This is a genomic window from Pseudomonas sp. nanlin1, from assembly GCF_045571515.1.
Classification (GTDB): Bacteria; Pseudomonadota; Gammaproteobacteria; order Pseudomonadales; family Pseudomonadaceae; genus Aquipseudomonas.
Map to the genome: position 1 here is coordinate 4,672,400 of NZ_CP124218.1, position 25,082 is coordinate 4,697,481.

General features: G+C 60.7%; 22 protein-coding genes and 1 pseudogene. 9 read left to right on the plus strand and 14 right to left on the minus strand.

Features of this window, described 5'->3' with window-relative positions:
* Nucleotides 1-4: 4 nt before the first annotated feature.
* Together ribF and murJ are read right to left on the minus strand one after the other, a co-directional pair.
* Nucleotides 5-943 carry a bifunctional riboflavin kinase/FAD synthetase gene (gene ribF, locus QCL65_RS21585; protein WP_407312413.1) on the minus strand — a complete coding sequence of 313 codons (939 nt, stop codon included), beginning with the start codon at nt 941-943 and terminating at the stop codon, nt 5-7.
* 118 nt (nt 944-1,061) lie between these two features.
* Nucleotides 1,062-2,600, minus strand: a complete 1,539-nt coding sequence (murJ, locus tag QCL65_RS21590) for a murein biosynthesis integral membrane protein MurJ (protein WP_407312415.1) — start codon at nt 2,598-2,600, stop codon at nt 1,062-1,064.
* Nucleotides 2,601-2,853: 253 nt separating this feature from the next.
* On the opposite strand from murJ, the gene rpsT reads away from it, so the two are divergent.
* Nucleotides 2,854-3,132: a 30S ribosomal protein S20 gene (gene rpsT, locus QCL65_RS21595; RefSeq protein WP_407312417.1), complete on the plus strand. Its 279-nt coding sequence runs from the start codon at nt 2,854-2,856 to the stop codon at nt 3,130-3,132.
* 115 nt (nt 3,133-3,247) lie between these two features.
* On the opposite strand, the gene QCL65_RS21600 is transcribed toward rpsT, so the two are convergent.
* From QCL65_RS21600 to rplU, 5 genes are all read right to left on the minus strand, one after another.
* The gene (locus tag QCL65_RS21600; RefSeq protein ID WP_407312419.1) at nt 3,248-3,709 is read right to left on the minus strand and encodes a CreA family protein; all 462 of its coding nucleotides are present in this window, start codon (nt 3,707-3,709) and stop codon (nt 3,248-3,250) included.
* A gap of 18 nt (nt 3,710-3,727) precedes the next feature.
* Nucleotides 3,728-4,846: a glutamate 5-kinase gene (proB, locus tag QCL65_RS21605; RefSeq protein ID WP_407316975.1), complete on the minus strand. Its 1,119-nt coding sequence runs from the start codon at nt 4,844-4,846 to the stop codon at nt 3,728-3,730.
* Nucleotides 4,847-4,952: 106 nt separating this feature from the next.
* Nucleotides 4,953-6,173 (minus strand): Obg family GTPase CgtA, encoded by a 1,221-nt coding sequence (gene cgtA / locus QCL65_RS21610; RefSeq protein ID WP_407312421.1) that lies wholly within the window; start codon nt 6,171-6,173, stop codon nt 4,953-4,955.
* A 194-nt stretch (nt 6,174-6,367) separates the two neighbouring features.
* Nucleotides 6,368-6,625 (minus strand): 50S ribosomal protein L27, encoded by a 258-nt coding sequence (gene rpmA / locus QCL65_RS21615; RefSeq protein WP_407312423.1) that lies wholly within the window; start codon nt 6,623-6,625, stop codon nt 6,368-6,370.
* A 33-nt stretch (nt 6,626-6,658) separates the two neighbouring features.
* On the minus strand, nt 6,659-6,973 hold the full coding sequence (gene rplU, locus QCL65_RS21620) for a 50S ribosomal protein L21 (protein ID WP_003230856.1): 315 nt from the start codon (nt 6,971-6,973) through the stop codon (nt 6,659-6,661).
* A gap of 239 nt (nt 6,974-7,212) precedes the next feature.
* Here rplU and QCL65_RS21625 point away from each other — a divergent pair, with 239 nt between their 5' ends.
* From QCL65_RS21625 to QCL65_RS21635, 3 genes are all read left to right on the plus strand, one after another.
* Nucleotides 7,213-8,181, plus strand: a complete 969-nt coding sequence (locus tag QCL65_RS21625; RefSeq protein ID WP_407312426.1) for a polyprenyl synthetase family protein — start codon at nt 7,213-7,215, stop codon at nt 8,179-8,181.
* Between the two features lie 105 nt (nt 8,182-8,286).
* Nucleotides 8,287-8,628 carry a zinc ribbon domain-containing protein YjdM gene (locus QCL65_RS21630; protein WP_407312428.1) on the plus strand — a complete coding sequence of 114 codons (342 nt, stop codon included), beginning with the start codon at nt 8,287-8,289 and terminating at the stop codon, nt 8,626-8,628.
* A gap of 75 nt (nt 8,629-8,703) precedes the next feature.
* Entirely contained in the window at nt 8,704-8,946 is a 243-nt protein-coding gene (locus QCL65_RS21635; protein WP_407312430.1) for a hypothetical protein, read from the plus strand.
* A gap of 144 nt (nt 8,947-9,090) precedes the next feature.
* Here QCL65_RS21635 and QCL65_RS21640 read toward each other — a convergent pair whose 3' ends face one another.
* The 5 genes from QCL65_RS21640 to QCL65_RS21660 all read right to left on the minus strand — a co-directional run bounded on the left by QCL65_RS21640 (nt 9,091) and on the right by QCL65_RS21660 (nt 13,594).
* Nucleotides 9,091-9,708, minus strand: a complete 618-nt coding sequence (locus QCL65_RS21640) for an FKBP-type peptidyl-prolyl cis-trans isomerase (RefSeq protein WP_407312432.1) — start codon at nt 9,706-9,708, stop codon at nt 9,091-9,093.
* Between the two features lie 53 nt (nt 9,709-9,761).
* Complete coding sequence (locus tag QCL65_RS21645) at nt 9,762-10,067, minus strand: DUF6482 family protein (protein ID WP_407312434.1); 306 nt, start codon at nt 10,065-10,067, stop codon at nt 9,762-9,764.
* 14 nt (nt 10,068-10,081) lie between these two features.
* Nucleotides 10,082-10,570 (minus strand): TIGR00645 family protein, encoded by a 489-nt coding sequence (locus tag QCL65_RS21650; RefSeq protein ID WP_407312436.1) that lies wholly within the window; start codon nt 10,568-10,570, stop codon nt 10,082-10,084.
* Nucleotides 10,571-10,656: 86 nt separating this feature from the next.
* Nucleotides 10,657-10,998, minus strand: a complete 342-nt coding sequence (locus QCL65_RS21655; protein WP_407312438.1) for a hypothetical protein — start codon at nt 10,996-10,998, stop codon at nt 10,657-10,659.
* 154 nt (nt 10,999-11,152) lie between these two features.
* Nucleotides 11,153-13,594 (minus strand): Lon protease family protein, encoded by a 2,442-nt coding sequence (locus QCL65_RS21660; protein WP_407312440.1) that lies wholly within the window; start codon nt 13,592-13,594, stop codon nt 11,153-11,155.
* Nucleotides 13,595-13,873: 279 nt separating this feature from the next.
* On the opposite strand from QCL65_RS21660, the gene QCL65_RS21665 reads away from it, so the two are divergent.
* From QCL65_RS21665 to QCL65_RS21675, 3 genes are all read left to right on the plus strand, one after another.
* On the plus strand, nt 13,874-14,362 hold the full coding sequence (locus tag QCL65_RS21665; RefSeq protein ID WP_407312442.1) for a DUF3015 domain-containing protein: 489 nt from the start codon (nt 13,874-13,876) through the stop codon (nt 14,360-14,362).
* 73 nt (nt 14,363-14,435) lie between these two features.
* Nucleotides 14,436-16,289, plus strand: coding sequence for a DUF4105 domain-containing protein (locus tag QCL65_RS21670; protein ID WP_407312444.1), 1,854 nt, complete (start codon nt 14,436-14,438; stop codon nt 16,287-16,289).
* 397 nt (nt 16,290-16,686) lie between these two features.
* Nucleotides 16,687-17,184 (plus strand): GreA/GreB family elongation factor, encoded by a 498-nt coding sequence (locus QCL65_RS21675; RefSeq protein ID WP_407312446.1) that lies wholly within the window; start codon nt 16,687-16,689, stop codon nt 17,182-17,184.
* Nucleotides 17,185-17,276: 92 nt separating this feature from the next.
* On the opposite strand, the gene ettA is transcribed toward QCL65_RS21675, so the two are convergent.
* A complete protein-coding gene (ettA, locus tag QCL65_RS21680; RefSeq protein ID WP_407312448.1) occupies nt 17,277-18,941 on the minus strand; it encodes an energy-dependent translational throttle protein EttA in 1,665 nt (554 codons plus the stop codon).
* Nucleotides 18,942-19,993: 1,052 nt separating this feature from the next.
* On the opposite strand from ettA, the pseudogene QCL65_RS21685 reads away from it, so the two are divergent.
* Both QCL65_RS21685 and glyA read left to right on the plus strand, forming a co-directional pair.
* Nucleotides 19,994-22,612 (plus strand): annotated as a pseudogene (locus QCL65_RS21685) (EAL domain-containing protein); the annotation flags it as partial.
* Nucleotides 22,613-22,735: 123 nt separating this feature from the next.
* On the plus strand, nt 22,736-23,989 hold the full coding sequence (gene glyA, locus QCL65_RS21690; RefSeq protein WP_407312450.1) for a serine hydroxymethyltransferase: 1,254 nt from the start codon (nt 22,736-22,738) through the stop codon (nt 23,987-23,989).
* Between the two features lie 114 nt (nt 23,990-24,103).
* On the opposite strand, the gene yjiA is transcribed toward glyA, so the two are convergent.
* Nucleotides 24,104-25,069 (minus strand): GTPase, encoded by a 966-nt coding sequence (gene yjiA, locus QCL65_RS21695; RefSeq protein ID WP_407312452.1) that lies wholly within the window; start codon nt 25,067-25,069, stop codon nt 24,104-24,106.
* Between the last annotated feature and the right edge of the window lie 13 nt (nt 25,070-25,082).

Here is a 25,082-nt window from a genome sequence, read left to right on the forward strand (position 1 = left end):
TCTTTCAATTTAGCGGTTGGCCGTGCCAGTGGGCACGGGCGGCGGCGACATCCGCATCTATCGCCGACTTCAGCGCCTCAAGGGAGGCGAAACGCTGCTCATCACGCAGCTTCTGGTGGAACGCCACCGTCAAACGCCGGCCATACAGATCACCGGCAAAGTCCAGCAGATGCACTTCCAGGTGGGCTTTGCCATCACCTGCAACGGTTGGCCGCACGCCTATGTTGGCGACTCCCGGCCATTGCACGCCATCGATCGGCACACTGACCAGGTAAACCCCGGTCAACGGCACCCGACGCCGCTTGAGCTGCACATTGGCAGTCGGCCAGCCCAGTTGGCGCGCCAGTTTCTGCCCATGCAGCACCCGCCCGACAATGCGGAACGGGCGGCCGAGCAAACCCTCGGCCAGATTGAAATCAGCCGCCGCCAGGGCCTTGCGGACCTGCGTGCTGCTGACACGCACCCCTTGCAACTCGACAGTTTGCGCCGCTTCAACGGTGAAGCCACGGGTTTTGCCGGCCTGCTGCAAGAATGCGAAGTCGCCTACGCGGTCGCAACCAAAATGGAAGTCGTCGCCGACTTCCAGGTGCTTGATGCCCAGGCCGTCGACCAAAATGGTGTCGACGAACTCGCTGGCACTGAGCTTGCTCAGCCGCTGGTTGAAGGCCAGGCAGAGTACCCGGTCGACGCCCTCAGCGGCCAGCAGGCGCAGCTTGTCGCGTAAACGCGCCAGGCGTGCCGGCGCAGTTTGCGGGGCAAAGTACTCCCGCGGCTGCGGCTCGAAGATCACCACACAGCTGGGCAGGTCGAGTTCCAGCGCACGCTCGCGCAGACGCGCCAGGATCGCCTGGTGGCCACGGTGGACGCCGTCGAAATTGCCAATGGTGGCGACACAGCCCCGATCTTGGGGGCGCAAATTGTGGAGGCCTCGAACCAGCTGCATAACGCGCTTCTTGCTCATAAAGTGGTCGATTATAACCACACCCGCGCCGCAACGACAGGCAACTGCGTCGGCAATCAGCCGGGCCTTTTACAAAACCGACCGCCAACGCCCCTCTGGATCATGCCAAGCCGCGCCGAGCGAAATGCTTCAGGCGAAAGCCCAACGCGAACAGCACACCGAAATACACCAGCACGCCCGCCCCCACCAGCAGCCCCAGGCGCAGGAAACGCTCGAGCATTTGCCCGTCGGCCCACGCGGGCATGACCTGCAACAGCCCTAAAAGCACCGCCGACATGGCCGCTACCGCCAGGACCAGGCGCCCGAGAAAACCGCCCCACCCCGCTTGCGGCTGAAACAATTTTTGCTGGCGAAGCTTCCAATACAGCAAACCCGCATTCAGGCACGCGCCCAGGCTGATCGCCAGCGCCAGGCCGGCGTGTTGCAAATGGCCGATCAAGGCCAGGTTGAACAACTGCGTGGCGACCAGGGTGAAAATCGCAATCTTGACCGGCGTACGAATGTTCTGCTGGGCATAAAAACCAGGCGCCAGCACCTTGACCAGGATGATCCCGAGCAGACCGAAGGAGTAGGCGATCAAGGCCCGCTGGGTCATGGCGGCGTCGAACGCGCTGAACTTGCCGTATTGGAACAACGCCACGGTAAGCGGCTCGGCCAGGATCGCCAAGGCCAGGGCGCACGGCAACACCAGCACGAAACACAAGCGCAGGCCCCAGTCGAGGATGCGCGAATACTCTTCACGGTCTTTGCTGGCATAGGTTCTGGACAAGGTTGGCAGCAAAATCGTGCCCAACGCCACGCCCAGTACTCCGGAAGGCAGCTCCATTAAGCGGTCGGCGTAATACATCCACGACACCGACCCCGCCACCAGGAACGAGGCAAAAATGGTATTGATGATGAGTGAGATCTGGCTGACCGACACCCCTAGGATCGCCGGCAGCATCTGCTTCATCACCCGCAACGCGCCGGTGTCGCGCAGGCTCAAGCGCGGCAGCACCAGCAGGCCGATTTTTTTCAGGTGCGGCAGTTGGTAAAGCAACTGCAACAACCCACCGACCAACACCGCCCAACCCAGCGCCATCACGGGCGGGTTGAAATAGGGCGTCAGGAACAGGGCAAAGCCAATCATCGCCAGGTTCAGCAGCGTTGGGGTAAAGGCCGGCACCGAGAAACGGTTGTAGGTGTTAAGAATAGCGCCGACGAACGACGACAACGAGATCAGTAATATATAAGGAAACGTCACCCTTAATAGGTCAGTGGTGAGCTGGAATTTTTCCGGTGTGTCGGCGAAACCCGGCGCGGTGGCCCAGATCACCCAGGGGGCCGCCAGCACGCCCAGCACGGTCACCACCGCCAACGACAGCGTCAGCAGGCCGGCCACGTAAGCAATAAAGGTACGGGTGGCCTCCTCGCCCTGCTGGCTTTTGTATTCGGCGAGAATCGGCACGAACGCCTGGGAGAACGCGCCCTCGGCAAAGATGCGCCGCAGCAGGTTGGGCAACTTAAAGGCGATGAAAAAGGCATCGGTGGCGGTGCCCGCGCCGAAAATGCGCGCCAAAATGGTATCGCGGACAAAGCCCAACACGCGGGAAACCATCGTAATAGAGCTGACTGCAGCCAACGATTTGAGAAGATTCATCGAAAGATTTTCACGCCCGTAGACAAAGAGCCGCCAATGGCAGGCTCAGGTGTGCGATACTCCGCGCCGCATCAGCAGGCAGAGCCAAAACTCCGCGAGTTTACAGGTCGGGCAGCAGAAGTGAATGCACTTCTCGCCAGCGCGACCACTCAGCGGAACGTATCATGCACCCTTGACAACACGTCAACAGATCGGCATGATTCGCGGCCTTATTTGTTTGCTATTTCAAAAAAGTCTTTCGAGGAGCTCGACGGTGGCCAACACACCTTCCGCCAAAAAACGTGCAAAACAGGCTGAGAAGCGTCGCAGCCACAACGCCAGCCTGCGTTCCATGGTTCGCACCTACATCAAGAATGTAGTTAAAGCCATCGACGCAAAAGACGCCGAAAAAGCACAAGCTGCTTATGTTCTGGCCGTGCCAGTTATCGACCGTATGGCCGACAAAGGCGTGATCCACAAGAACAAAGCTGCTCGTCATAAAGGCCGTCTGAATGGCCACATCAAGGCGCTGAACCTGGCTGCTGCAGCCTAAGCGATACGCCGCGATGCAAAAAGCCGACCCCAGGGTCGGCTTTTTTGTGCCTGCATTTTCGCTATGAGCGTTTGCTGCGCAGGAGACCGAGGGCTCACCCCGGCCTCACCCAAGGTTACTCCGCCACCCAGGGCCGAATCGGAATGGCCGTGACCGCATTCTGCGGGCTGCCTTCGATGACCCGGTCGCTGTAAACCAGATAGACCAGGGTGTTGCGCTTCTTGTCGAGGAAGCGCACCACCTGCATGGTCTTGAAGACCAGCGAGGTGCGCTCTTTGAACACCACGTCGCCGTCTTTCATTTGCTCCGGCAACTTGATCGGCCCCACCTGGCGACAGGCGATCGACGCTTCGGCACGGTCCTCGGCCAAGCCAAGGCCGCCTTTGACGCCACCGGTCTTGGCCCGCGACAGGTAGCAAGTCACGCCTTCGACCTTGGGGTCGTCAAACGCCTCGACCACGATGCGATCGTTAGGCCCTACCCACTTGAACACCGTGGACACCTCGCCCACCACCTCGGCCGAGGCCAGCAGCGGCACACACAACAGCACACCCAGCAAGCCATTTAACCTTCGCATCATAGAACCCTTAGAGGATCAAACCAGAATCAGATTATCGCGATGAACCAGCTCGGGCTCAGCAATGTATCCGAGCAGCCCCTCAATGGCCTCGGAGGACTGCCCAATGATCTTTTGCGCCTCCAAAGCACTGTAATTGGCCAGGCCCCGGGCGACTTCGCGGCCATCGGGAGCCACGCAGACGACCATCTCGCCGCGGCGGAAGCTGCCCTGGACCTGCTTGACCCCTACGGGCAACAGGCTTTTGCTTGAGTGTTCCAAGGCACCCACGGCGCCCGCATCGAGCACCAGGGTGCCACGGGTCTGCAGGTGGCCGGCGAGCCATTGCTTGCGCGCCGCCAGCAGGCTGCGCTCCGGCGACAACAGCGTACCCAGGCGCTCGCCTCCGCGCAGCCGGTCCAGCACGCGCTCGATACGCCCACCGACGATGATCGTGTGCGCACCAGAACGCGCCGCCAGCCGCGCCGCGCGCAGCTTGGTTTGCATACCCCCGCGCCCCAGCGCACCGCCCGTGCCGCCAGCGACTGAATCCAGGGCCGGGTCATCGGCGCGCGCCTCGAAGATCAATTGGGCGTCAGGGTTATTGCGCGGGTCGGCATCGAACATGCCGTCGCGATCAGTGAGGATCACCAACAGGTCGGCCTCGACCAGGTTCGCCACCAGCGCCGCCAGGGTGTCGTTGTCACCGAAACGAATTTCGTCGGTGACCACCGTGTCGTTCTCGTTGATGACCGGCACCACGCCCAGCTCTACCAGCGTGCGCAGGGTGCTGCGCGCATTGAGGTAGCGCTTGCGGTCGGAAAGGTCGTCGTGGGTGAGCAGAATTTGCGCCGTGTGCCGGCCATGCTCGGCAAAGCTCGACTCCCAGGCCTGCACCAGGCCCATCTGGCCGATGGCTGCCGCCGCCTGCAACTCGTGCATGCCGCTGGGACGCTTGGTCCAGCCGAGCCGGCTCATGCCCGCTGCCACTGCACCCGAGGACACCAGCACCAACTCGATACCGGCGTTGTGCAGCGCAACCATCTGCTCGACCCACACCGCCATCGCTGTACGGTCCAGGCCCTTGCCATCGGCCGTCAATAGCGCACTGCCGATCTTGACGACCCAGCGCTGGGCACCTGTCACCTTGCTCCGCATCATGTTCGAACCTATAAGAAACCAAAACGCCGCTCGAATGAGCGGCGCTTAGTTTACTACGGGCGGCAAGATCAGGGGCAAGCCCCGTGATTGCGTGCGCGGGGTATCAATCGCGCACGTAAATGATCTCTGGGCCGTCCTCGGCGTCTTCTTCGTCCCAGTCATCGTCGTCGCCGATGTCATGAACACTCTTCACACCGGTACGGCGCAGGGCGCGCTGGTCATCCAGGGCCTGCAACTGGGCACGGGCTTCGTCTTCGATGTTTTGATCGAGCTCAGCCAGCGCCTGGGCATAGGCCGGGTCATGGGCCAAGCGGTCGGCACGGTCTTCGAGGTAGCGCATGATGTCACGGGTCAGGCGCTCGGTCCCTTCCTTGGCAATGGCCGAAATCACGTAGACCGGGCCTTCCCACTGCAGACGATCGACGATTTCCTTGACCCGCGCTTCGTGCTCCTCTTCGAGGATCTGGTCACACTTGTTGAGCACCAGCCAGCGGTCACGCTCAGCCAGCGACGGGCTGAACTTGGTCAGCTCACTGACGATGACTTCAGCGGCATCCGGCGCGCTGGTTTCGTCCAACGGCGCCATGTCGACCAGGTGCAGCAACAGACGCGTACGCGCCAAGTGCTTGAGAAAACGAATACCCAGGCCAGCACCATCGGAAGCGCCTTCGATCAGCCCTGGAATGTCAGCGATGACAAAGCTCTTCCAACGGTCGACGCTGACCACACCCAGGTTCGGGATCAAGGTGGTGAAGGGGTAATCGGCTACCTTCGGCTTGGCGGCCGACACCGAACGAATAAAGGTACTTTTACCCGCGTTCGGCAAGCCCAGCAGGCCCACATCGGCCAGCACTTTCATTTCCAACTTGAGGTCACGCTGCTCGCCGGGTTTGCCGGGCGAGGTCTGGCGCGGCGCACGGTTGGTGCTGGACTTGAAGCGCGTGTTCCCCAGACCGTGCCAACCACCCTGCACCACCATCAAGCGCTGGCCAGCTTTGACCAGGTCGCCGATGACTTCCTGGGTGGACGCATCGATCACCGTGGTGCCGACCGGCACCCGCAGCTCCATGTCTTCGCCCTTCTTACCGGTGCAGTCAGTGCTGCCACCGTTAGAGCCACGCTCGGCGTCGAAATGCCGGGTATAGCGGTAGTCCACCAGGGTATTGAGGTTTTCGTCGGCCACCAGATAAATGGAACCGCCATCGCCACCGTCGCCGCCGTTGGGGCCACCGTTTTCAATAAACTTTTCCCGACGAAAGCTCATGCAGCCATTGCCGCCATCGCCCGCCTTCACTCGGATCGATACTTCATCCACAAACTTCATAAAAATAACGCCTCTCGCCACATGGGCGAGCCAAAAAACCAAAAACAGGAAAGCATAAGACCCTTGCAAAAATGACCGCGGCAGACCGTGTGACGTTCCCGCGCCGACAGCCCCAGCAAACAGCTTTGCAAGAGACTCATCCCATAAACGAAAAAGCCCCGTCGCGAGACAGGGCTTCTCCAGCGATCTCGCGATTAAGCCGCGACAACGCTCACGTAACGACGACCGAAGGCGCCTTTGACTTCGAACTTGATCACGCCTTCGATTTTAGCGAAGAGGGTGTGATCTTTACCCATGCCCACACCGTAACCGGCGTGGAATTGGGTGCCGCGCTGACGCACGATGATGTTGCCCGGGATGATAGCCTGGCCGCCATACATCTTCACGCCAAGGCGTTTCGATTCTGAGTCGCGACCGTTACGGGTACTACCACCAGCTTTTTTGTGTGCCATGAGTCAATTCTCCTAGTGAGGATTAGGCTGAAATTAAGCCTGAATACCGGTGATTTTGATCTCGGTGTACCACTGGCGGTGGCCCATACGCTTCATGTGGTGCTTACGACGACGGAACTTGATGATGCGGATTTTATCGTGACGACCTTGGGAGATCACTTCAGCCACAACGGTGGCGCCAGCTACGACTGGGGCGCCGATGTTCACGTCGTCGCCATTGGCGACCAACAGAACGCGATCAAAAGTAACGGATTCGCCGGTGGCGATTTCCAGCTTTTCGATCTTCAGGTATTCACCTGGGGCGACCTTGTATTGCTTGCCACCGGTAACGATTACTGCGTACGACATGGTATTTCTCCGATAATCCTGCTCACCCAGCTCTTTATAAGTAGAGGTGTTGGCTGGCATGGCTGCGACGGGTTGGAACGCCCCGAATGCAATTGCGTAAGGCAGGTGCTGCCCAGGAAGTTAGGGTGCGCGATTGTACGCAAGGCTTGGGTTGATGGCAAGAGGTCAGGCCTTTGCCTTGACAGGGGTGTACCCGCAACCTAGCATGCCGCGCAACCCTTCTGGAGCAACAGTCGCTGATGCAACCCCAAGCTTTCTACCGTGCGGTAGCGGACGATTTTAGCGCCGTTGATGAAATCATCAAGAAACAGCTGACTTCGCGTGTACCGCTGGTGTCGAAAATCGGCGATTACATCACGTCCGCCGGGGGCAAACGCCTGCGTCCGCTGCTGGTTCTGCTGTGCGGCAAAGCGCTCGGCCGCGAAGGTGACGACCTGCGCCTGCTGGCCGCCACCATCGAATTCCTGCACACCGCGACCCTGCTGCACGACGACGTGGTCGACATGTCTGGCATGCGCCGCGGCCGCTCCACCGCCAATGCCATGTGGGGCAACGCACCCAGCGTGCTGGTGGGCGACTTCCTGTATTCGCGCTCGTTCGAGATGATGGTCGAACTGGGCTCGATGTCGGTCATGCGCATCCTCTCCCAGGCCACACGCATCATCGCCGAAGGCGAGGTCCTGCAACTGTCGAAAGTGCGCGACGCCAGCACCACCGAAGAAACCTACATGGAAGTGATTCGCGGCAAGACCGCCATGCTCTTCGAGGCCTCGACCCACAGCGCAGCGGCCCTCGCCGAAGCCAGCGACGAGCAGCGCGAAGCCCTGCGCACCTTTGGCGATCACTTGGGCGTGGCCTTCCAGTTGGTGGACGATTTGCTCGACTACCGTGGCGATGCCGAGACCCTGGGCAAGAATGTCGGCGACGACCTGGCCGAAGGCAAACCCACCCTGCCGCTGATCTACACCATGCGCGAGGGCACCGCTGAGCAGGCCGCGTTGGTCCGCCAGGCGATCCAGAAAGGCGGTATCGAGGACCTCGAGAGCATCCGCGTAGCCGTGGAAAGCTCCGGTGCCCTGGACTACACCGCCCAACTGGCGCGGGACTACGTCGCGCGGGCCATCGCCTGCCTGGAAACGCTGCCAGCCAGCGAGTACCGCGACGCCCTGGTAGAGCTGAGCGAGTTCGCGGTAGCCCGCACGCACTAAAGCTCCAAGTGGGGGGCAATGCTTCGCTTGCCCCCGCACCTGTTCGGCAGCGGTAAAAACCCTATACAATGCGCGCCTTTATTCCTCGTGACCTTAAGGATTCTCGTGAGCGCCCTTCCCGCCTGCCCGAAATGCAACTCTGAATACACCTACGAAGACGGCACGCAGCTGATCTGCCCGGAATGCAGCCATGAATGGTCGGCCAGCGCCGACACCGAGGCCGCCAGCGACGAGGCAGTGATCAAAGACTCGGTGGGCAATGTGCTGGCTGATGGCGACACAGTCAGCGTGATCAAAGACCTCAAGGTCAAAGGCTCGTCACTGGTGGTCAAGGTGGGCACTAAAGTAAAAAATATCCGCCTGTGCGACGGCGACCACGACATCGACTGCAAAATCGATGGCATCGGTGCGATGAAGCTGAAATCAGAGTTCGTGCGCAAGGTCTGAAGAACGATTCAGCAAATTGGTTCTTGCTATTTATTGAATAGGAATTATTCTCATTGAAAGCTCAAGGAGAATCACATGACCTATTTGATCGATGCATGGCTGGACCGCCCGCACCCTTACCTGCGCATTCTGCACCGGGACACCGGGGAGATCTGCGCGGTACTGCACGAAGAAGCACTGGATGAACTGCGCGAGCAGGGTGACCTGGATCTCAGCGGGCTGAGCTCCAGCGAGCCTGGGGTGCTCAAGGAGATGGTGCGTAATTTGTTTCTGTTCTGCTATGCGCGGGCTTTGCGGCCGGCTGGGGAATTGCATTGAGCGTGACAAGATCGGGGGCAAGCCCCCTCCTACCGGCGTGCCTGTCGGCGGCCGGCGGGGGAATTGCGTTAAGCGTGACAAGATCGGAGGCGAGCCCCCTCCTACCGGCGCGCCTGTCGTAGGAGGGGGCTTGCCCCCGATCCTTTACAGCACCTCTAAAAGCTCAACGTCAAACACCAGCACACTGTGCGGCGGGATGCTGCCGACGCCCTGGGCGCCGTAGGCCAACTCGCTTGGCACGTACAAACGCCATTTGCTGCCGGCCTTCATCAATTGCAGCGCCTCGGTCCAGCCCGGAATAACGCCATTGACCGGAAATTCAGCCGGTTGCCCACGGTCGTAGGAACTGTCGAACACGGTCCCGTTGATCAGGGTGCCGTGGTAGTGGGTCCGCACGTTGCTGTCAGCTTTGGGCGTAGCGCCGTCACCGCTGGTCAGCACTTCGTACTGCAGGCCCGAAGCCAGGGTGGTGATACCGTCGCGCTTGGCGTTGTCTGCCAGGAAAGCCAGGCCTTCGCCGGCAGCGGCTTGTGCTTTGGCTTGCGCCTCGGCTTGCATCACTTCGCGGATGACTTTGAAACTGGCGTTCAGGTCGTCATGGCTGACGCGGCTCGCCTGGCCGTTGAATGCATCGGTCAAGCCCAGCAGAATCGCGTCCAAGCTGGCGCCCGGTGGCGGGTTGTCACGCAATTGGTCGCCCAATTGGCGGCCGATGCCATAGCTGACACGGGTTTCATCGGTCGACAGGTTCACTTCGGACATTTCGCTGCTCCGCTTTTAAAAGGGCGAGCAGCCTAGCACACCCCAGTGGCGGGTTAGAACGACGGGCGCAGCGCGATGGGTACGCGCAGGGGCTCACCCGCTGCGGTACCCAGGCCACACATTTCGTCGTAGGCCGACGCGTGCACCAGAAAAAACGGCACCGGCGGCAGTTTTTCCAGCACGTTGCGCGCATGCTCGGCCGAGCGCAGGTGCAGGGCTTTGCCATTGTCCGACCTGAGCAACTGCGAGCCGTCACGCAGGTGCGCCTCAAGCAGATAGATACCGCCCTCGATCGAGATGAGGTCCAGGGTATTGACCTGGCCTTGGTGGGCGTACTCGGTCAGTTGCTCGACGTTCATGCAGGCAGCCCCCTTCAGTGTTTGGTGACTTTATCCAGATAGCCCATGGCAAAGGCCGAAATCACAAAAGTCATATGGATGATCACATACCACATCAAGTACTGCGGCTCGATGTTCTTGGCGTCCATAAAGACCCGCAGCAAGTGAATCGAGGAAATCGCCACGATCGACGCGGCGACTTTCATTTTTAGCGAAGAAGAGTCCATCTTGCCCAGCCAACTGAGCTTCTCGACGTCTTCATCGATGTCCAGTTGCGAGACGAAGTTCTCGTAGCCGGAGATCATCACCATCACCAATAAGCCGCCCACCAGCGACATGTCGATCAGCGACAGCAGCACCAGAATGACTTCGGACTCCGTCATGGCAAACACATTGGGCAAGACGTGGAAGACTTCCTGGAAGAACTTCAACGACAGCGCCAGCAACCCCAGGGACAAGCCGATGTAGATCGGCGCCAGCAACCAACGCGAGGCGTACATCGTTCGTTCGATAAACCGTTCCATTGCAACTCACAAGGTGACTAAAACCGGGCCCGATTATAGCCTTGTCGCCACGAACTAAACGAGGTGCGGCAAACCGCCACACACCTTCAAGTTTTTGGATGAAATTGGTAGTCGCCCAAATGCTGACAGCGCTCGCCATTGATTTCACGCAATTGGCGCTGCAGGTGCAGGCTCCAAATGGGCGGCTCGGCCGAGACGCCATAGCCGTGCATCGATAGGCTCTCAACGATCGCCTCCAGCACCCCCTGGGCCACTTGCGGGCCGTGAAACGGGCCCTGCGCCTTGACGGCCGAGGGCTGAGCGCCACCCATGCCCGCAGCGAACAGCAGGGTCCAGAGGCCCTTGTCACCGGCCAAAGGGCGAATCATGCATTCGATCCGGGTTTGCAGACCCAGGCATTCTCGTGTCAGGCAAAGGTTGCGCGGCATGGCTACGCTCCTCGATTGAAGCCAGCGTTCGGCCCACTGCGGGCGAGCCGTTGCAGTCCAGCACCTATGGGGATCCCTCCCCACAGAATAGAAGGCTTTACGCCATCTATCGGTTTTTTCGCCGGCACAGTGATCAACGGTCGCGCAGCAGGCCCTAGATAGAGGGTTTGATCTCAGCCAAATCCTGCTGCGCCAGCTCTTTCTCGACCTCTTTGAAATCATCCTCGCTGAGCATTTCGGAAATGACCCGCAACCGCTCAACCACCCGGGCGTTGACGCTGCCTTCCGGAAACTCGCCGTTTTCGTCTGGGGTACCGGCCGGTTCGCCCACCAGCAGGCTTAACGCTTCGTCGGCCTGGCGCACCGCATACACATGGAACTGCCCCGCGCGCACGGCTTGCAGTACGCGCTCGTCGAGCATCAGAGTGGCCACGTTGGCGTGGGGAATGATTGCGCCCTGCTCCCCCGTGAGGCCTCGGGCTTCGCACAGGCGGAAGAAGCCTTCGATCTTCTCGTTCACCCCGCCCACCGCTTGCACTTCACCAAATTGGTTGATCGAGCCGGTGATCGCGAAGCACTGCTTGAGCGGGGTGCGAGAAAGTGCGGAGATCAACGTGCAGGCCTCGCCCAGCGACGCACTGTCGCCGTCGACGTAGCCGTAGGACTGCTCCAGGGCAATGCTCGCCGAGATAGCCAGGGGAAATTCCTGCGCGTAGCGGCTGCCCAGGTAGCCGGTGAGAATCATCACGCCCTTGGAGTGGATTGGCTGGCCGAGGTTAACCTCGCGCTCGATGTCGACGATACCGCTGCCGCCCGGGTACACCGTGGCGGAGATACGCGCCGGTACGCCAAACGCCGAATCGCCCACCTCCAGGACCGTCAAGCCGTTGCACTTGCCGACGGCGGCGCCGTCGGTGTCGATGAGGATAATCCCGGCCAGCATGTCGTCGAGGATCCGCGCCGACACGCGCCCGGTGCGCGTAGCCTTGGCCCGCAGCGCGCGGTCGATATGCCCGGCATCGGTGCGTTCATCGTTGGCCAACTGGCGAATGAAATCGGCCTCGCTGACCAGCTGGAACAGGTCACCGATACGCGCCGAGAGGCGCCCTTGGTTTTCCGCCAAGCGCGCACTGTAGGTCGCCAGACGCGCCACCGCGTCGGCAGTCAGCGCCGCCATGCCCTCCTCGGACGTGCGGGTTTTGAGCAACTGGGCGAACTGCTCCAGGCTCTCGTCGACCATGGGGATGTCTTCGTCGAAGTCCACCAAGACCCGAAACATCTCCTGGAAGTCGGGGTCGGCATCCTGCAGGGCGTAGTACAGCTGGCGCGCACCGATGATGACCAATTTGACCTGCAGCGGAATCATCTGCGGCGTCAGGGTAACCGTGGCCAGGCGGCCGAACTCCCCCAGGGGCGACTCCATTTTCAGCTTGCGCGACTGCAATGCGCGTTTGAGCGCATCCCAGACAAACGGCTCGCTGAGCATTTTTTCCGCTTCCAGGATCAGGAAGCCGCCATTGGCTTTGTGCAGTGCGCCCGGGCGCAACTGGCGGTAGGTGGTGTACAGCGCGCCCTGGTCGGTGCTGTATTCGATACGGCCGAACAGGTTGTCGTAGGTGGGGTGCGGCTCGAACACCACCGGCGCGCCCGCGTTGGCCGGGTTACCCACCACCAGGCTGGGCGCGTATTGCTCTTCCAGCAGTTTGCGCGCCTGGGGGTCGGTCTTGCTGTCGTCGACCAATTGCTCGACCACCGTGCGCAGCAGGTACACCTGCATGGCTTGCAGGTAGCCGCACACACCGGCATTTTCCGCGTATTGCTCCGACAGCGGTGCCAGCAAGGGCTGCAGCGCGAGGGTGATGGTTTCTTCGTTCAACTGGCGCAACTGGTTGTTCGACTCACGCTTCCATTGCGGCAGGCTGGCGAGTTCTTCGTTAAGGCGCTCTTCGAGGTCAGAAATGTCGGTGTGAAAGCGCTCGCGGTCGACCTCCGGTAGCTGGGAAAACTCGGCCTCATCCAAGGCCTTACCGTCGAGCATCGGTGTGAACGCGATGTTGCTGTTGTCGCGATACAGGGCAATGTCTTTTTCCAGCGCCAGGCGCTCGATGACGTCCAGGGCACGGTCATAGCGCTGGTTAAACGCCCGGTCGATGGCGCTTTTCTTTTGCTGGTAGGACGGGTGCTCAAATACTGCGGGAAAGGTCGCCAGCAGGTTATCGATCAGCCCGTTGATGTCATTGATGAATGCCCCGGCAGTGCCCGGCGGCAACTCCAGGGCACGCGGCTCGCGGGGCTCGTCGAAATGATTGACATAGACCCAGTCGCTGGGCGCTTGCAAGCGTTTGCCTTCGGCCTTGAGGTAGCGTTTGACGAATGAAAAGCGGCCGGTGCCGGGCTCGCCCATGACGAATACGTTGTAGCCCGGGCGCGGCATGGCCACGCCGAACTGCAGGGCTTCGACGGCACGTTCCTGGCCCAGCACCCCACGGAAAGGCTCCAGATCATTGGTGGATGAGAAGCTGAACTGTTCAGCAGAGAACGGGCGAGTCAGCGCTTCGGGCGCTAGACGCAGGCTGGCAGCTACAGGATCAGGCATCGGGCATCCTTACTTCAGGCGGGGCAGATGGCCGCATTCTGGCGCTGGAAACAGGTGGCTGGCAAGGCGCATAGCCAAGCCCAATTAATACGGGCAGCAAACCCCAATGCGAATCGACCGATCGCAACTTACTTGATAGCAATATTTAGGAATTAATGACGGAACCCTAGGAACGTGCCTAAACTCCAAACTGCGCGGTCGGGAAACAACCGGCCCGACTCGGCCTATTACAGCCGAGCAACCCTGACCCTTGGTTTGCACACAAAAGAGAACAAAGCTATGAAACGGATTCTTCTGGGTACTCTGTTCACCGCCGTCTCGATCAATGCCATGGCTCAAGCGCCAGGTGGTCCAGATTGCGGTTGGGGCAACATGCTGTTCGAAGGCCAACGTGGGACTCCTGCTCACTTCCTGGCTTCCACCACCAACGGTACCTCCGGTAACGCCACCTTCGGCATGACCTCCGGCACCAATGGTTGCTCCACCAACTCGGCACTGACCTACGGTGGTAAGTCCTGGATTGCCATGAATGGCATGATGGACGAGCTGTCGGAAGACATGGCCAAAGGCCAAGGCGAAGCACTGACTACCTATGCGGTCGTCATGGGTGTTGCGCCGGAAGATCGCGCCTACTTCTCCTCCGTTACCCATCAGCACTTCCAGCAAATCTTCAGCAGCGCCGACGCGACCGCTGACGACGTGCACAACAACACCCTCGCAGTACTCAAAGGCGATGCCCGCCTGGCCAAATACGCCACCCCGGCATAAGCTTCACCACCCGCCCTCCGGGGCGGGTATTCCCACACCTTGCCCTTACCCTTTTCGACCTTAGTTGCCCACCATGCTCAAACGCCTTGCCTACCTGGCGCTCTGTGCCTGCGCCCCGCTGCATGCTGCGCCCCTCGTCGACAACACGCGTTTGCAAACATTGGCCAATGACCCGTTCTGGATTTCCCTGGGCCATTATGAAACAGCCAAATTGGGCGGCTGGCGAAGCTATGTGAACGACCCCAAATTTTTTCTCGCCGGCGATGGCGCGCACCAGCCTGCTGCCGAGCTGGAAGCCACCGTCAAGGCCCTCTACGCCCCTGCCAGCGCGGGCAACCAACACGCTCAGTGCGTGTTTCCGGCACGTACCCGCTGGCTGAAAAACCAGCTGCAATTGCACGATCTGCCGGCCGTGGACTGTGCCGAGTTCAAGCAGTGGTTCAAAGACGTCGCCCCCCACAGCGCGGTGATGATTTTTCCAGCGGCCTACTTGAACAGCCCATCGTCGATGTTTGGCCATACGCTGCTGCGTATCGACCAAGCCGATGTGCAACGTGACAAGACCGCCCTGCTCAGCTACGCGATCAATTTCGGCGCCTATATCGAAGGCAGCGACAACAGCATCCTGTATGCCTGGAAAGGCCTGGCCGGCGGCTACCCGGGGCTGTTCGCCCTGGTGCCCTACCAGGAAAAACTGTCTGAATACCGCAGCCTGGAAAACCGCGACCTGTGGGAGTACCGGCTGAACCTTACTGAAGAAGAAACCGGCCGCATGGTCGAACATGTCTGGGAACTGAAGCAAATTCGCTTCGATTATTTCTTCTTCGACGAAAACTGTTCGTATCGTTTGCTGGAGTTACTCCAGGTCGCGCGCCCCGGGTTGCGCCTGACCGAACAGTTCCCCCTGACGGCCATTCCCACCGACACGGTCAAAGCGGTGAAACAGGCCGGGCTGGTGGAAAAGATCGACTATCGCCCCTCGCGCGAGCGCGAACTGCTGGACCGCGCCAAGCCCCTCAGCGATGAAGAACAGGCCTGGGTATTGCAGCTCAGCAACGATACCGGCGTACTGAAAAGCCCAGCGTTCACGGCCTTGCCCCGTGAGCGCCAAGCCCTGATCCAGGATGCGGCCTACCGTCTGGAGCGCTATCGGGCCAACAACCAAGAGCGTGACCCTGAACGCAGCCGGCGCAGTTTCGAGCTGCTGCGCGCCATCAACGGCAACCCGCCGGCGCCTCTGGACATCCAGCGCCCTGGCTTACCCGAAGAAGGCCATGACTCGCGCACCTGGCAGTTGGCTGCCGGTACTCGTGAGGACCGAGCCTTTGCCGAGTATGGCCTGCGCATGGCCTACCACGACCTGAACGACAATGCGTACGGCTTCCCCCTGGGGGCACAGATCGAGATTCTTAACCTCAAGGTGCGCCAGTACGAAAACAACGAGTGGCAACTGCAGCGCCTGGACTTGGCCACCATTCGCTCGCTAACGCCGCGCAACGAGCTGCTGCAACCGCTGTCATGGCAAGTGACCGGTGGCCTGGAGCGCGTACCCGGTAAGCACGGTGATGAAAACCTGGTCAGCCATGTCAACGGTGGCGCCGGTGGCACCTGGCAGCTGGGCGAAGACGTGCTGGGCTTCGCCCTCGGCACGGCGCGGTTGGAACACAACAACGATTTCTCCGAGTTCGTTTCGCCGGCTGGCGGCTTCAACGCCGGTGTGCTGTGGCGTAACCCGCTGGGCAACCTCAGCCTGGAAGCCAAGGGCGATTACTTCCTCAACGGCGAAGTACGGCGTGGGATCAGCCTGAATCAGCAGTGGGAGCTGTCACAAAATCTCGGGCTGCGCCTGAGCGCGCAACGGGACTTCAGCCACTTCGCCGGGCCGCAGAATGAAGTCATGCTGCAATTGAAGTGGTACCACTACTGATCAACGGATTTATCACAAACCCTTGACGTCGCCCCCACGAATCAGCGCCTAGACTGTTTACAGGCCCCCTATCCAGCCGGGCCGTTCGGGAGTGAGCGTCCATGTGGCGGCGTTGTGGCTTGATTGTTGTGATGATGTGGATAGCGGGGTGCGCAAGCGCGCCAGCCCATGGCCCCGGTTGGGGCAATGGCACGCGGTATAGCTCGATGGAAACCGACCGTGACCGCTGGCTGTTTCAGCGCATGCTGGATGAGCGAGACCAGAAATGGCGCCAGCAGAAAACTCAAGGCGAAGGCCGCGCCTACCGCTCGCATTGAGCGGGTGCAACTAACACGGCGGTCTACAATCCAATTGTGACAGGGCCGTGAAGGCCCCTCCGTCCTGAGAGGAACCGCCCATGAGCCGCGCCTTTGTCAATGAAGATCAAGCCGCCGCCCAGGCGACCCAGCCGGTTGAGCGCAGCATTAGCGACCAGCCTAACTACGTGACCGAAAGTGGCTTGGCGCAATTGCAGGCCAAGCTCACCGAAGTTCAGGTGTTGCTCGCTGAGCAAACCGCGTTGGGCGAACGCGCCGACAAGCAACGCATCGCCGACCTTGAGCGCGACCTGCGTTATTTCCAGCAGCGCCTGTACAGCGCGCAGCCAGTGGCTGAAGTGACGTCGGTGGATAAAGTCCAGATTGGTAGCTGGGTGACCTTTGTCGACACCGAGGGCGAGGAACAGCGTATCTGCCTGGTGGGCGAAGATCAGGCCGATGCAGCAGTGGGCTTGGTGAACTGGGCTTCACCCCTGGGCAAGGCCCTGATGGGGTCTGAGGTGGGGGACGAAGTGGTGTGGCGAAGGCCGGCCGGCGAGTTGACGATCGAGATTATCGAGATATCTGCGCACGCTTGATCGTTTAGAGGATCGGGGCCGAGGGGCCTCGCTACGGGCGTAGGAGATCGGGGCCGAGGCCCCTCGCTACGGGCGGGGGGCCTTTTTTGCAATTACGCCAGCTTTTTGTGGCGCACGCGGTGCGGCTGGGCGGCAGCTTCACCCAGGCGTTTCTTACGATCGGCTTCGTACTCGGTGTAGTTGCCTTCGAAGAACACCGCTTGCGAATCATCTTCGTAAGCCAGGATGTGGGTCGCCACGCGGTCCAGGAACCAGCGATCGTGAGAGATCACAATGGCGGCGCCAGGGAAGTCCAACAGCGCTTCTTCCAACGAACGCAAGGTCTCGACGTCAAGGTCGTTGGACGGTTCGTCGAGCAGCAGGACATTGGCGCCTTCTTTGAGGGTCAGGGCCAAATGCAGACGGCCGCGTTCACCACCGGACAAGTCCTTGACGAACTTCTGCTGGTCGCCGCCTTTGAAGTTAAAGCGGCCCACGTACGTGCGCGACGGGATCTCGTAGTTGCCAATGCGGATCTGGTCTGAGCCATCGGAGATGATCTGGAACACCGACTTGCTGCCATCGAGGTCGTCACGGCTCTGGTCGACACAGGCCAACTGTACGGTTTCGCCGATCTCGATGCTGCCCGAGTCCGGCTGCTCCTTGCCCATCAGCATGCGGAACAAAGTCGACTTGCCCGCGCCGTTACCGCCAATCACCCCCACGATCGCGCCCTTGGGCATGGCGAATGACAGGTTGTCGATCAGCACGCGGTCGCCGTAGCCTTTGCTAACGTTCTTGAATTCGATGACCTTATCGCCCAACCGTGGCCCGGCAGGGATGTAGATTTCGTTGGTTTCTGAACGCTTCTGGAATTCCTGCGACTGCATTTCTTCAAAGCGCTGCAAACGCGCCTTGGATTTGGACTGCCGCGCCTTGGCGCCTTTACGCACCCATTCCAGCTCGTCCTTCATGGCCTTTTCATGGGCCGACTGCTGCTTGGACTCTTGGGCCAAGCGGTTGGACTTGGCTTCGAGCCAACCCGAATAGTTGCCTTCGTAGGGGATGCCAGCGCCACGGTCGAGCTCGAGGATCCAGCCGGCGACGTTGTCGAGGAAGTAACGGTCGTGGGTAATCGCGACCACGGTACCCGGGAAGTCGTGCAGGAAGTGCTCCAGCCAGGCGACTGAATCGGCGTCCAAGTGGTTGGTCGGCTCGTCGAGCAGCAGCATATCGGGGGCCGACAGCAACAAGCGGCACAGCGCGACCCGGCGCTTTTCACCACCGGACAAGTGTTCGACCTTGGCGTCCCACGCCGGCAGGCGCAAGGCGTCAGCGGCGACTTCAAGCTGGCGGTCCAGGTTGTGCCCGTCGCTGGCTTGCAGGATCGCTTCAAGCTTGGCTTGCTCAGCAGCCAATTTGTCGAAATCGGCGTCCGGCTCGGCATAAGCCGCATACACTTGATCAAGGCGGGCCTGGGCATCCTTGATTACGCTGACCGCTTCTTCGACGACTTCACGCACCGTCTTGGTAGGGTCCAGCTGGGGTTCCTGGGGCAAGTAACCCACATTCAGCTCGGGCATTGGCCGTGCTTCACCGTCGAACTCGGTGTCCACGCCGGCCATGATCTTGAGCAAAGTCGATTTACCCGAACCGTTGAGCCCCAGCACGCCAATTTTGGCGCCGGGGAAAAACGACAGGGAGATGTTCTTTAGAATTTCCCGCTTCGGCGGAACGACTTTGCTCAGCCGATGCATGGTGTAGACGTATTGAGCCATGGAAAACCTGATGTCAGAGACAGATAGAAAAATAGGCAAGAAGGGGCTCTGCGCGCTGGAGCCCTTGCGAGTGCGTCAAAACTACCGGAATGCGCCGTACAGGGCAAACCGACGACGAACCGCGCTGGCCAAGTGCCATAAACCAGGGCATGCTAGCCGCCCTTTGGGCGTGCGCTTATAGTGCGCCTAACCCAACCGGAAATGACACGCCGGCCCAGCCCGCAACGCAGTGGGATCGACGCTTGACCAACCTCTCCCCAACCCCGCCGCGCAACCTCTCAGGCCCATCGCCGGAAGCTGCCCCGCGTGGTTCACTGAAAAGCGCACTGGCCATACTGGTGCTGGTATTGTTGATGCTGCTGTTCTGGCAGCTGTTCGACCAATACCGCACTACCCTGGCCGAACAGCGCCAATACACTGAAGACTCGGCTCAAGACCTGGCCACTCATCTAGACCTGACCATCGCCCTCAGCGGCCAGCTTGCGCTGAACCAGTTGCCGAGCCTGCCGCCGGCCACCCCCCAGAACCTTGAGCCACTGCTCGATAAAGTGCGTGGGGTAGTGCCGGCCACGCAAGCGCTGGCCTGGCTAGATGCAAACGGGCAGGTATTGAGTGATACCGCCACGGCCGACGACCACCAGGCAATCCAGGCCCTCTGGGAACGTGGCCAGCGTCACCCTTTTTACTTCGGCAACAGCAGCGATGGGCAACAGGTTTATTTGTTGCTGCACGCGCCCAACGAGCTTGCCCCGGGTTTCTGGCTGCTGCGCATGAGCAGCGCCCTGTTTGCCGACCTGGCGCAGCAGAACGAACGCGGGCCGCATTTTGCCTGGCTCGTGAAAAACCGCTTGAGCGGCGCGCCCATCTACAGCAACAGCGGCCTGCGCCCTGAAGCGGTGGATTCGAACGAAACCGTGTTGACCGCATGGGTCGAACACAGCGACTGGCAACTGCAGGCGCTGTTTGATCTACAAGGCGCCCGCCTGAACCTGCTGCCCGCGCTGCTGGTTAAATACCTGCTGGGGCTGGCCTGCTCGCTGCTGCCGTTGATTGCCCTATTCAATATGCGCCGCCGCCACCGCGAACTGCGCGACGGCCGCCGCCGCTACCACGATATTTTCGAAGACACCGGCGTGGCCCTGTGCGTGCTCGACCTGGCTGGGCTGCAACACGCCCTCCAGCAAAACGAGCTGAACGACCCGCAGCGCCTGGACCAGTGGCTCGCACAGAACCCGGACGCTCAACACGCCCTACTACGCCATCTGCGTATCACTGAAGCGAATCAGGTTGCCCTGCGCCTGCTTCAGGTCGACTCCTGCGAGGGTGCCTGGCAGCGCCTGATCGATGGCCGTGCCAGCGCTACCGAAGGTGTCGGCTACGCGGTCATTAAAGCCCTGCTGGCGCGTACGCCCCTGCTCGAATTGGAGTTGACCTTGAGCGGCAGCAGTGCCGATGATCAACGCTTGTGGCTGACGGTGCACTTCCCTGAGCATCGCCATGACCTGCATCAGGTGATCCTCAGCATCACTGACGTCACCACCCAGATCAAAGCCAGCGAATCCCTGCGCGACAGCGAGCAACGCTACCGAATCCTGGCCGAAAGCATCAGCGACGTGATCTTTTCTGCCGACAGCCATTTAGCTCTTAATTACGTCAGCCCCTCAGCCCAGGCCGTGTTGGGCTACGACACCCAATGGATCATGGACAACGGCTGGCAGTCGATCATCGCCAACCCTCAGCAATTGACCGGCCTGTACGCCATGGTCGAGCAGTTGCGGCGCGCTAACGAGGAGCCCGACTCACTGGCGACCCTGCGTGAACAAGTGCACACCCAACTGTATCTGTTCGACTGCCTGCGGGCCGATGGACGCAAGATCCCCATCGAACTCCGGGTCGTGCTGGTTTGGGATGAGCAAGGCGGCTTCGAAGGCGTGCTGGGCGTGGGCCGCGATGTCAGCCAGCAGCGCCGCGCCGAAAAAGACATGCGCATGGCCGCCACCGTATTCGAGCACTCCACTTCGGCCATTCTGATCACCGACCCGGCCGGTTATATCGTGCAGGCCAACGAAGCGTTCAGCCGCGTCAGCGGCTATGCGGTGGCCCATGTACTGGACCAACTGCCGAACATGCTCACGGTGGACGAGGAACAGGACGCGCACCTGCGCTATATCGTCAAGCAACTGAACCTGCGCGGCACCTGGGAAGGCGAAGTGTGGCTCAAGCGCCGCAACGGCGAGCGCTACCCGGCGTGGGTCGGTATCACCGCGGTGTTCGACGATGAAGGCGACCTGGCCAGCTACGTGTGCTTTTTCAGCGACATCAGCGAACGCAAAGCCAGCGAGCAGCGTATCCACCGGCTGGCCTACTACGACGCCTTGACTCACTTGCCCAACCGCACCCTGTTCCAGGACCGCCTCTACAGCGCCTTGCAGCAGGCCGAACGGCAGAAGTCGTGGGTGGTCTTGATGTTCCTCGACCTCGACCGCTTCAAGCCCATCAATGACTCCCTGGGCCACGCCGCAGGCGACCGCATGCTGATGGAAATGGCCACGCGCCTGCTGGCCTGCGTGGACGACGATGACACCGTAGCGCGCATGGGCGGCGACGAGTTCACCTTGCTGCTGCAACCGCGTGGCAGCCGTGAACAGGCGCTGAACCAGGCCATCCACGTGGCCGAGCAGATCCTCGCCAGCCTGCACCAACCCTTTGTGCTGGAGAATCGCGAGTTCTTCGTCACCGCCAGTGTCGGCATCGCCCTGAGCCCCCAGGACGGCAACGAGCTGAGCCAATTGATGAAAAACGCCGATACGGCGATGTACCACGCCAAAGAGCGCGGCAAGAATAACTTCCAGTTCTATCAGGCCGACATGAACGCCAGCGCCCTGGAGCGCCTGGAGCTGGAAAGCGACCTGCGCCATGCCCTGGAGCAAAACGAATTCGTTCTGTATTACCAACCGCAGTTCAGCGGCGACGGCAAGCGCCTGACCGGCGCAGAGGCCTTGCTGCGCTGGCGCCACCCGCGGCGCGGGCTGGTGCCGCCGGGTGATTTCATTCCCGTGCTCGAAGAGCTGGGCCTGGTGGTGGACGTGGGCGACTGGGTTATCAGCGAGGCCTGCCGCCAATTGAAGCACTGGCACCAGGCACGCATCCGCGTGCCGAAAGTGTCGGTGAACATTTCCGTGCGGCAGTTTTCTGATGGGCAGTTGGGCACTCGGATTGCCACCATCCTTAAGGAGACTGGCTTGCCGCCGGCCTGCCTGGAGCTGGAGCTGACTGAAAGCATTCTGATGCGCGAGGTCAACGAAGCCATGGCGATCCTCGACACCTTGAAAAACCTCGGCCTGAGCATTGCGGTGGATGACTTCGGTACGGGCTATTCGTCGCTCAACTACCTTAAGCAATTCCCCATCGATGTGTTGAAAATCGACCGCACCTTCGTCGACGGCCTGCCGTCTGGCGAACAGGATGCGCAAATTGCCCGGGCAATCATCGCCATGGCCCACAGCCTTAACCTGGCGGTGATTGCCGAAGGGGTCGAGACCCACGAGCAATTGGAGTTTCTGCGCGAACACGGCTGCGATGAGGTCCAAGGCTACCTGTTCGGTCGGCCCATGCCGGCCAGCCATTTCGAGGCGCAGTTCAGCAATGATTCATTGCTGACGCTCGATTGACGGGCTGCCAACTGCCATCGTGAACACCGCTTGTCCATAGGATGACTGGCTTTCATATGCCAGATAAAAGCCGATAGGTTAGAATGCTCGTCTTTTCATCTGCCCAGATCCTTGAGGACCGCCATGTTCAGCCGTGACCTGACACTCGCCAAGTACGACGCCGATCTCTTTGCCGCCATGGAGCAAGAAGCTCAGCGCCAGGAAGATCACATCGAACTGATCGCCTCGGAAAACTACACCAGCCCTGCGGTGATGGAAGCCCAGGGTTCGGCGTTGACCAACAAGTACGCCGAAGGCTACCCAGGCAAGCGCTACTATGGCGGCTGTGAGTTCGTCGACATCATCGAGCAACTGGCAATCGACCGTGCCAAGCAGCTGTTCGGCGCCGATTACGCCAACGTCCAGCCCCACGCCGGTTCCCAGGCCAACAGCGCGGTCTACCTGGCCTTGCTGCAAGCCGGTGATACCATTCTGGGCATGAGCCTGGCCCACGGCGGCCACCTGACCCACGGTGCCAGCGTTTCGTCCTCGGGCAAGCTCTACAATGCCGTGCAGTACGGCATCGATGCCCAGGGCCTGATCGACTACGATGAAGTCGAGCGCCTGGCCGTAGAACACAAGCCGAAGATGATCGTCGCCGGTTTCTCTGCCTACTCGCAGATCCTCGACTTCCCGCGTTTCCGGGCGATCGCTGACAAGGTCGGCGCCTACCTGTTCGTCGACATGGCCCACGTCGCCGGCCTGGTCGCCGCCGGTGTGTACCCTAACCCGGTGCCTTTCGCTGACGTGGTCACCACCACCACCCACAAGACCCTGCGCGGCCCACGGGGCGGCCTGATCCTGGCGCGCGCCAACGCCGATATCGAGAAAAAGCTCAATTCCGCCGTGTTCCCAGGCGCCCAGGGCGGCCCGCTGGAGCACGTCATCGCGGCCAAAGCCGTGTGCTTCAAAGAGGCCCTGCAACCTGAGTTCAAGGTCTACCAGCAACAGGTCGTGAAGAACGCTCAGGCCATGGCGGGCGTGTTCATCGAGCGTGGTTTCGACGTGGTCTCAGGCGGCACTGAGAACCACCTGTTCCTGCTCTCGCTGATCAAGCAGGACATTTCCGGCAAAGACGCCGACGCTGCCTTGGGCCGCGCGTTCATTACCGTGAACAAAAACTCTGTCCCTAACGACCCACGCTCGCCGTTCGTCACTTCGGGCCTGCGCTTCGGCACCCCGGCGGTCACCACCCGCGGCTTCAAAGAAGCCGAGTGCAAGGACCTGGCCGGCTGGATCTGCGACATCCTCGACGACCTGAGCAACGAAGCGGTAATCGATGCCGTACGTGAAAAGGTCAAGGCTGTCTGCGCACGCTTGCCGGTTTACGGCGCTTAACACCGGCAAGATCAAAAGAGCGGGGCAAAGGCCCCTCCTACGCGGGCAGCGGCATATTCGATATTGGGTGTGCCGCGATGGGTAGGAGGGGGCTTGCCCCCGATCTTTTCCCGCTCACACAACCCCAGCAAACAGCCTGTCGAACCGCTCGCGGATCTTCGCCTCAGGCAGCTCGTCGGCGATAAACACCATCACGCTTTCGCGCGGCTCACCTTCCGCCCACGGCGTATCCCAGTCGAACCCATAAAGTTTAAGCACCCCTTGGAACACCAGGCGACGGTCTTCCCCGGCGATGCTTAACACGCCTTTGTAACGCAGTAGCTGCGTGCCATGCTCTTCGAGCAATTCGTTCATAAACGCGCTCAGGGTATCGATGTCCAGCGGCTGCTCGCTGCGCAGCACCATGCTGGAAATCCGATCGATGCTAGGCGTATTGCGCACGGGCCGCAGCTGCATACCGGCGTGCAAATTAAAACCGCGCACATCCAGTAATTCGGCCAGATCGATGCGGCCGTGCTCGACCACGCGGATCGGCGCACGGCGGTTGATACGCGTGAGGCGCTCGCTCAAGGCGTCGAACGCGGCTGGCTCGATCAGGTCAGTCTTGCTCACCAGCAGGCGGTCGGCGAAGCCCACTTGGGCCTGGGCAATGGTCTGGGCCAGGTGGGTGTCGGCATGGGCCGCATCGACCAGGGTCACGATCGCGTCGAGCACGTAACGCTCGCGCAATTCTTCGTCGATAAAAAATGTCTGCGCGACAGGTGCAGGGTCCGCCAGCCCGGTGCACTCGATGACTAACCGATCAAAAGCCAGCTCGCCGCTGTCGAGACGCTCCAGCAGCAGGTAAAGCGCTTTGGTGAGGTCGGTATGGATGGTGCAGCACACGCAGCCATTAGCCAGGGTCATGACCTGTACCGGTTCACTGCCGAGCAGCTGGGTGTCGATGTCGGCACCGCTGAATTCGTTTTCGATCACCGCTATTTTCAAGCCATGTTCAGCTTTGAGCAGGTGGCGCAAAAGGGTGGTTTTGCCAGCGCCAAGGAAGCCGCTGAGAATGGTGACGGGGATAGGGGATAACAAACAATAGCTCCTG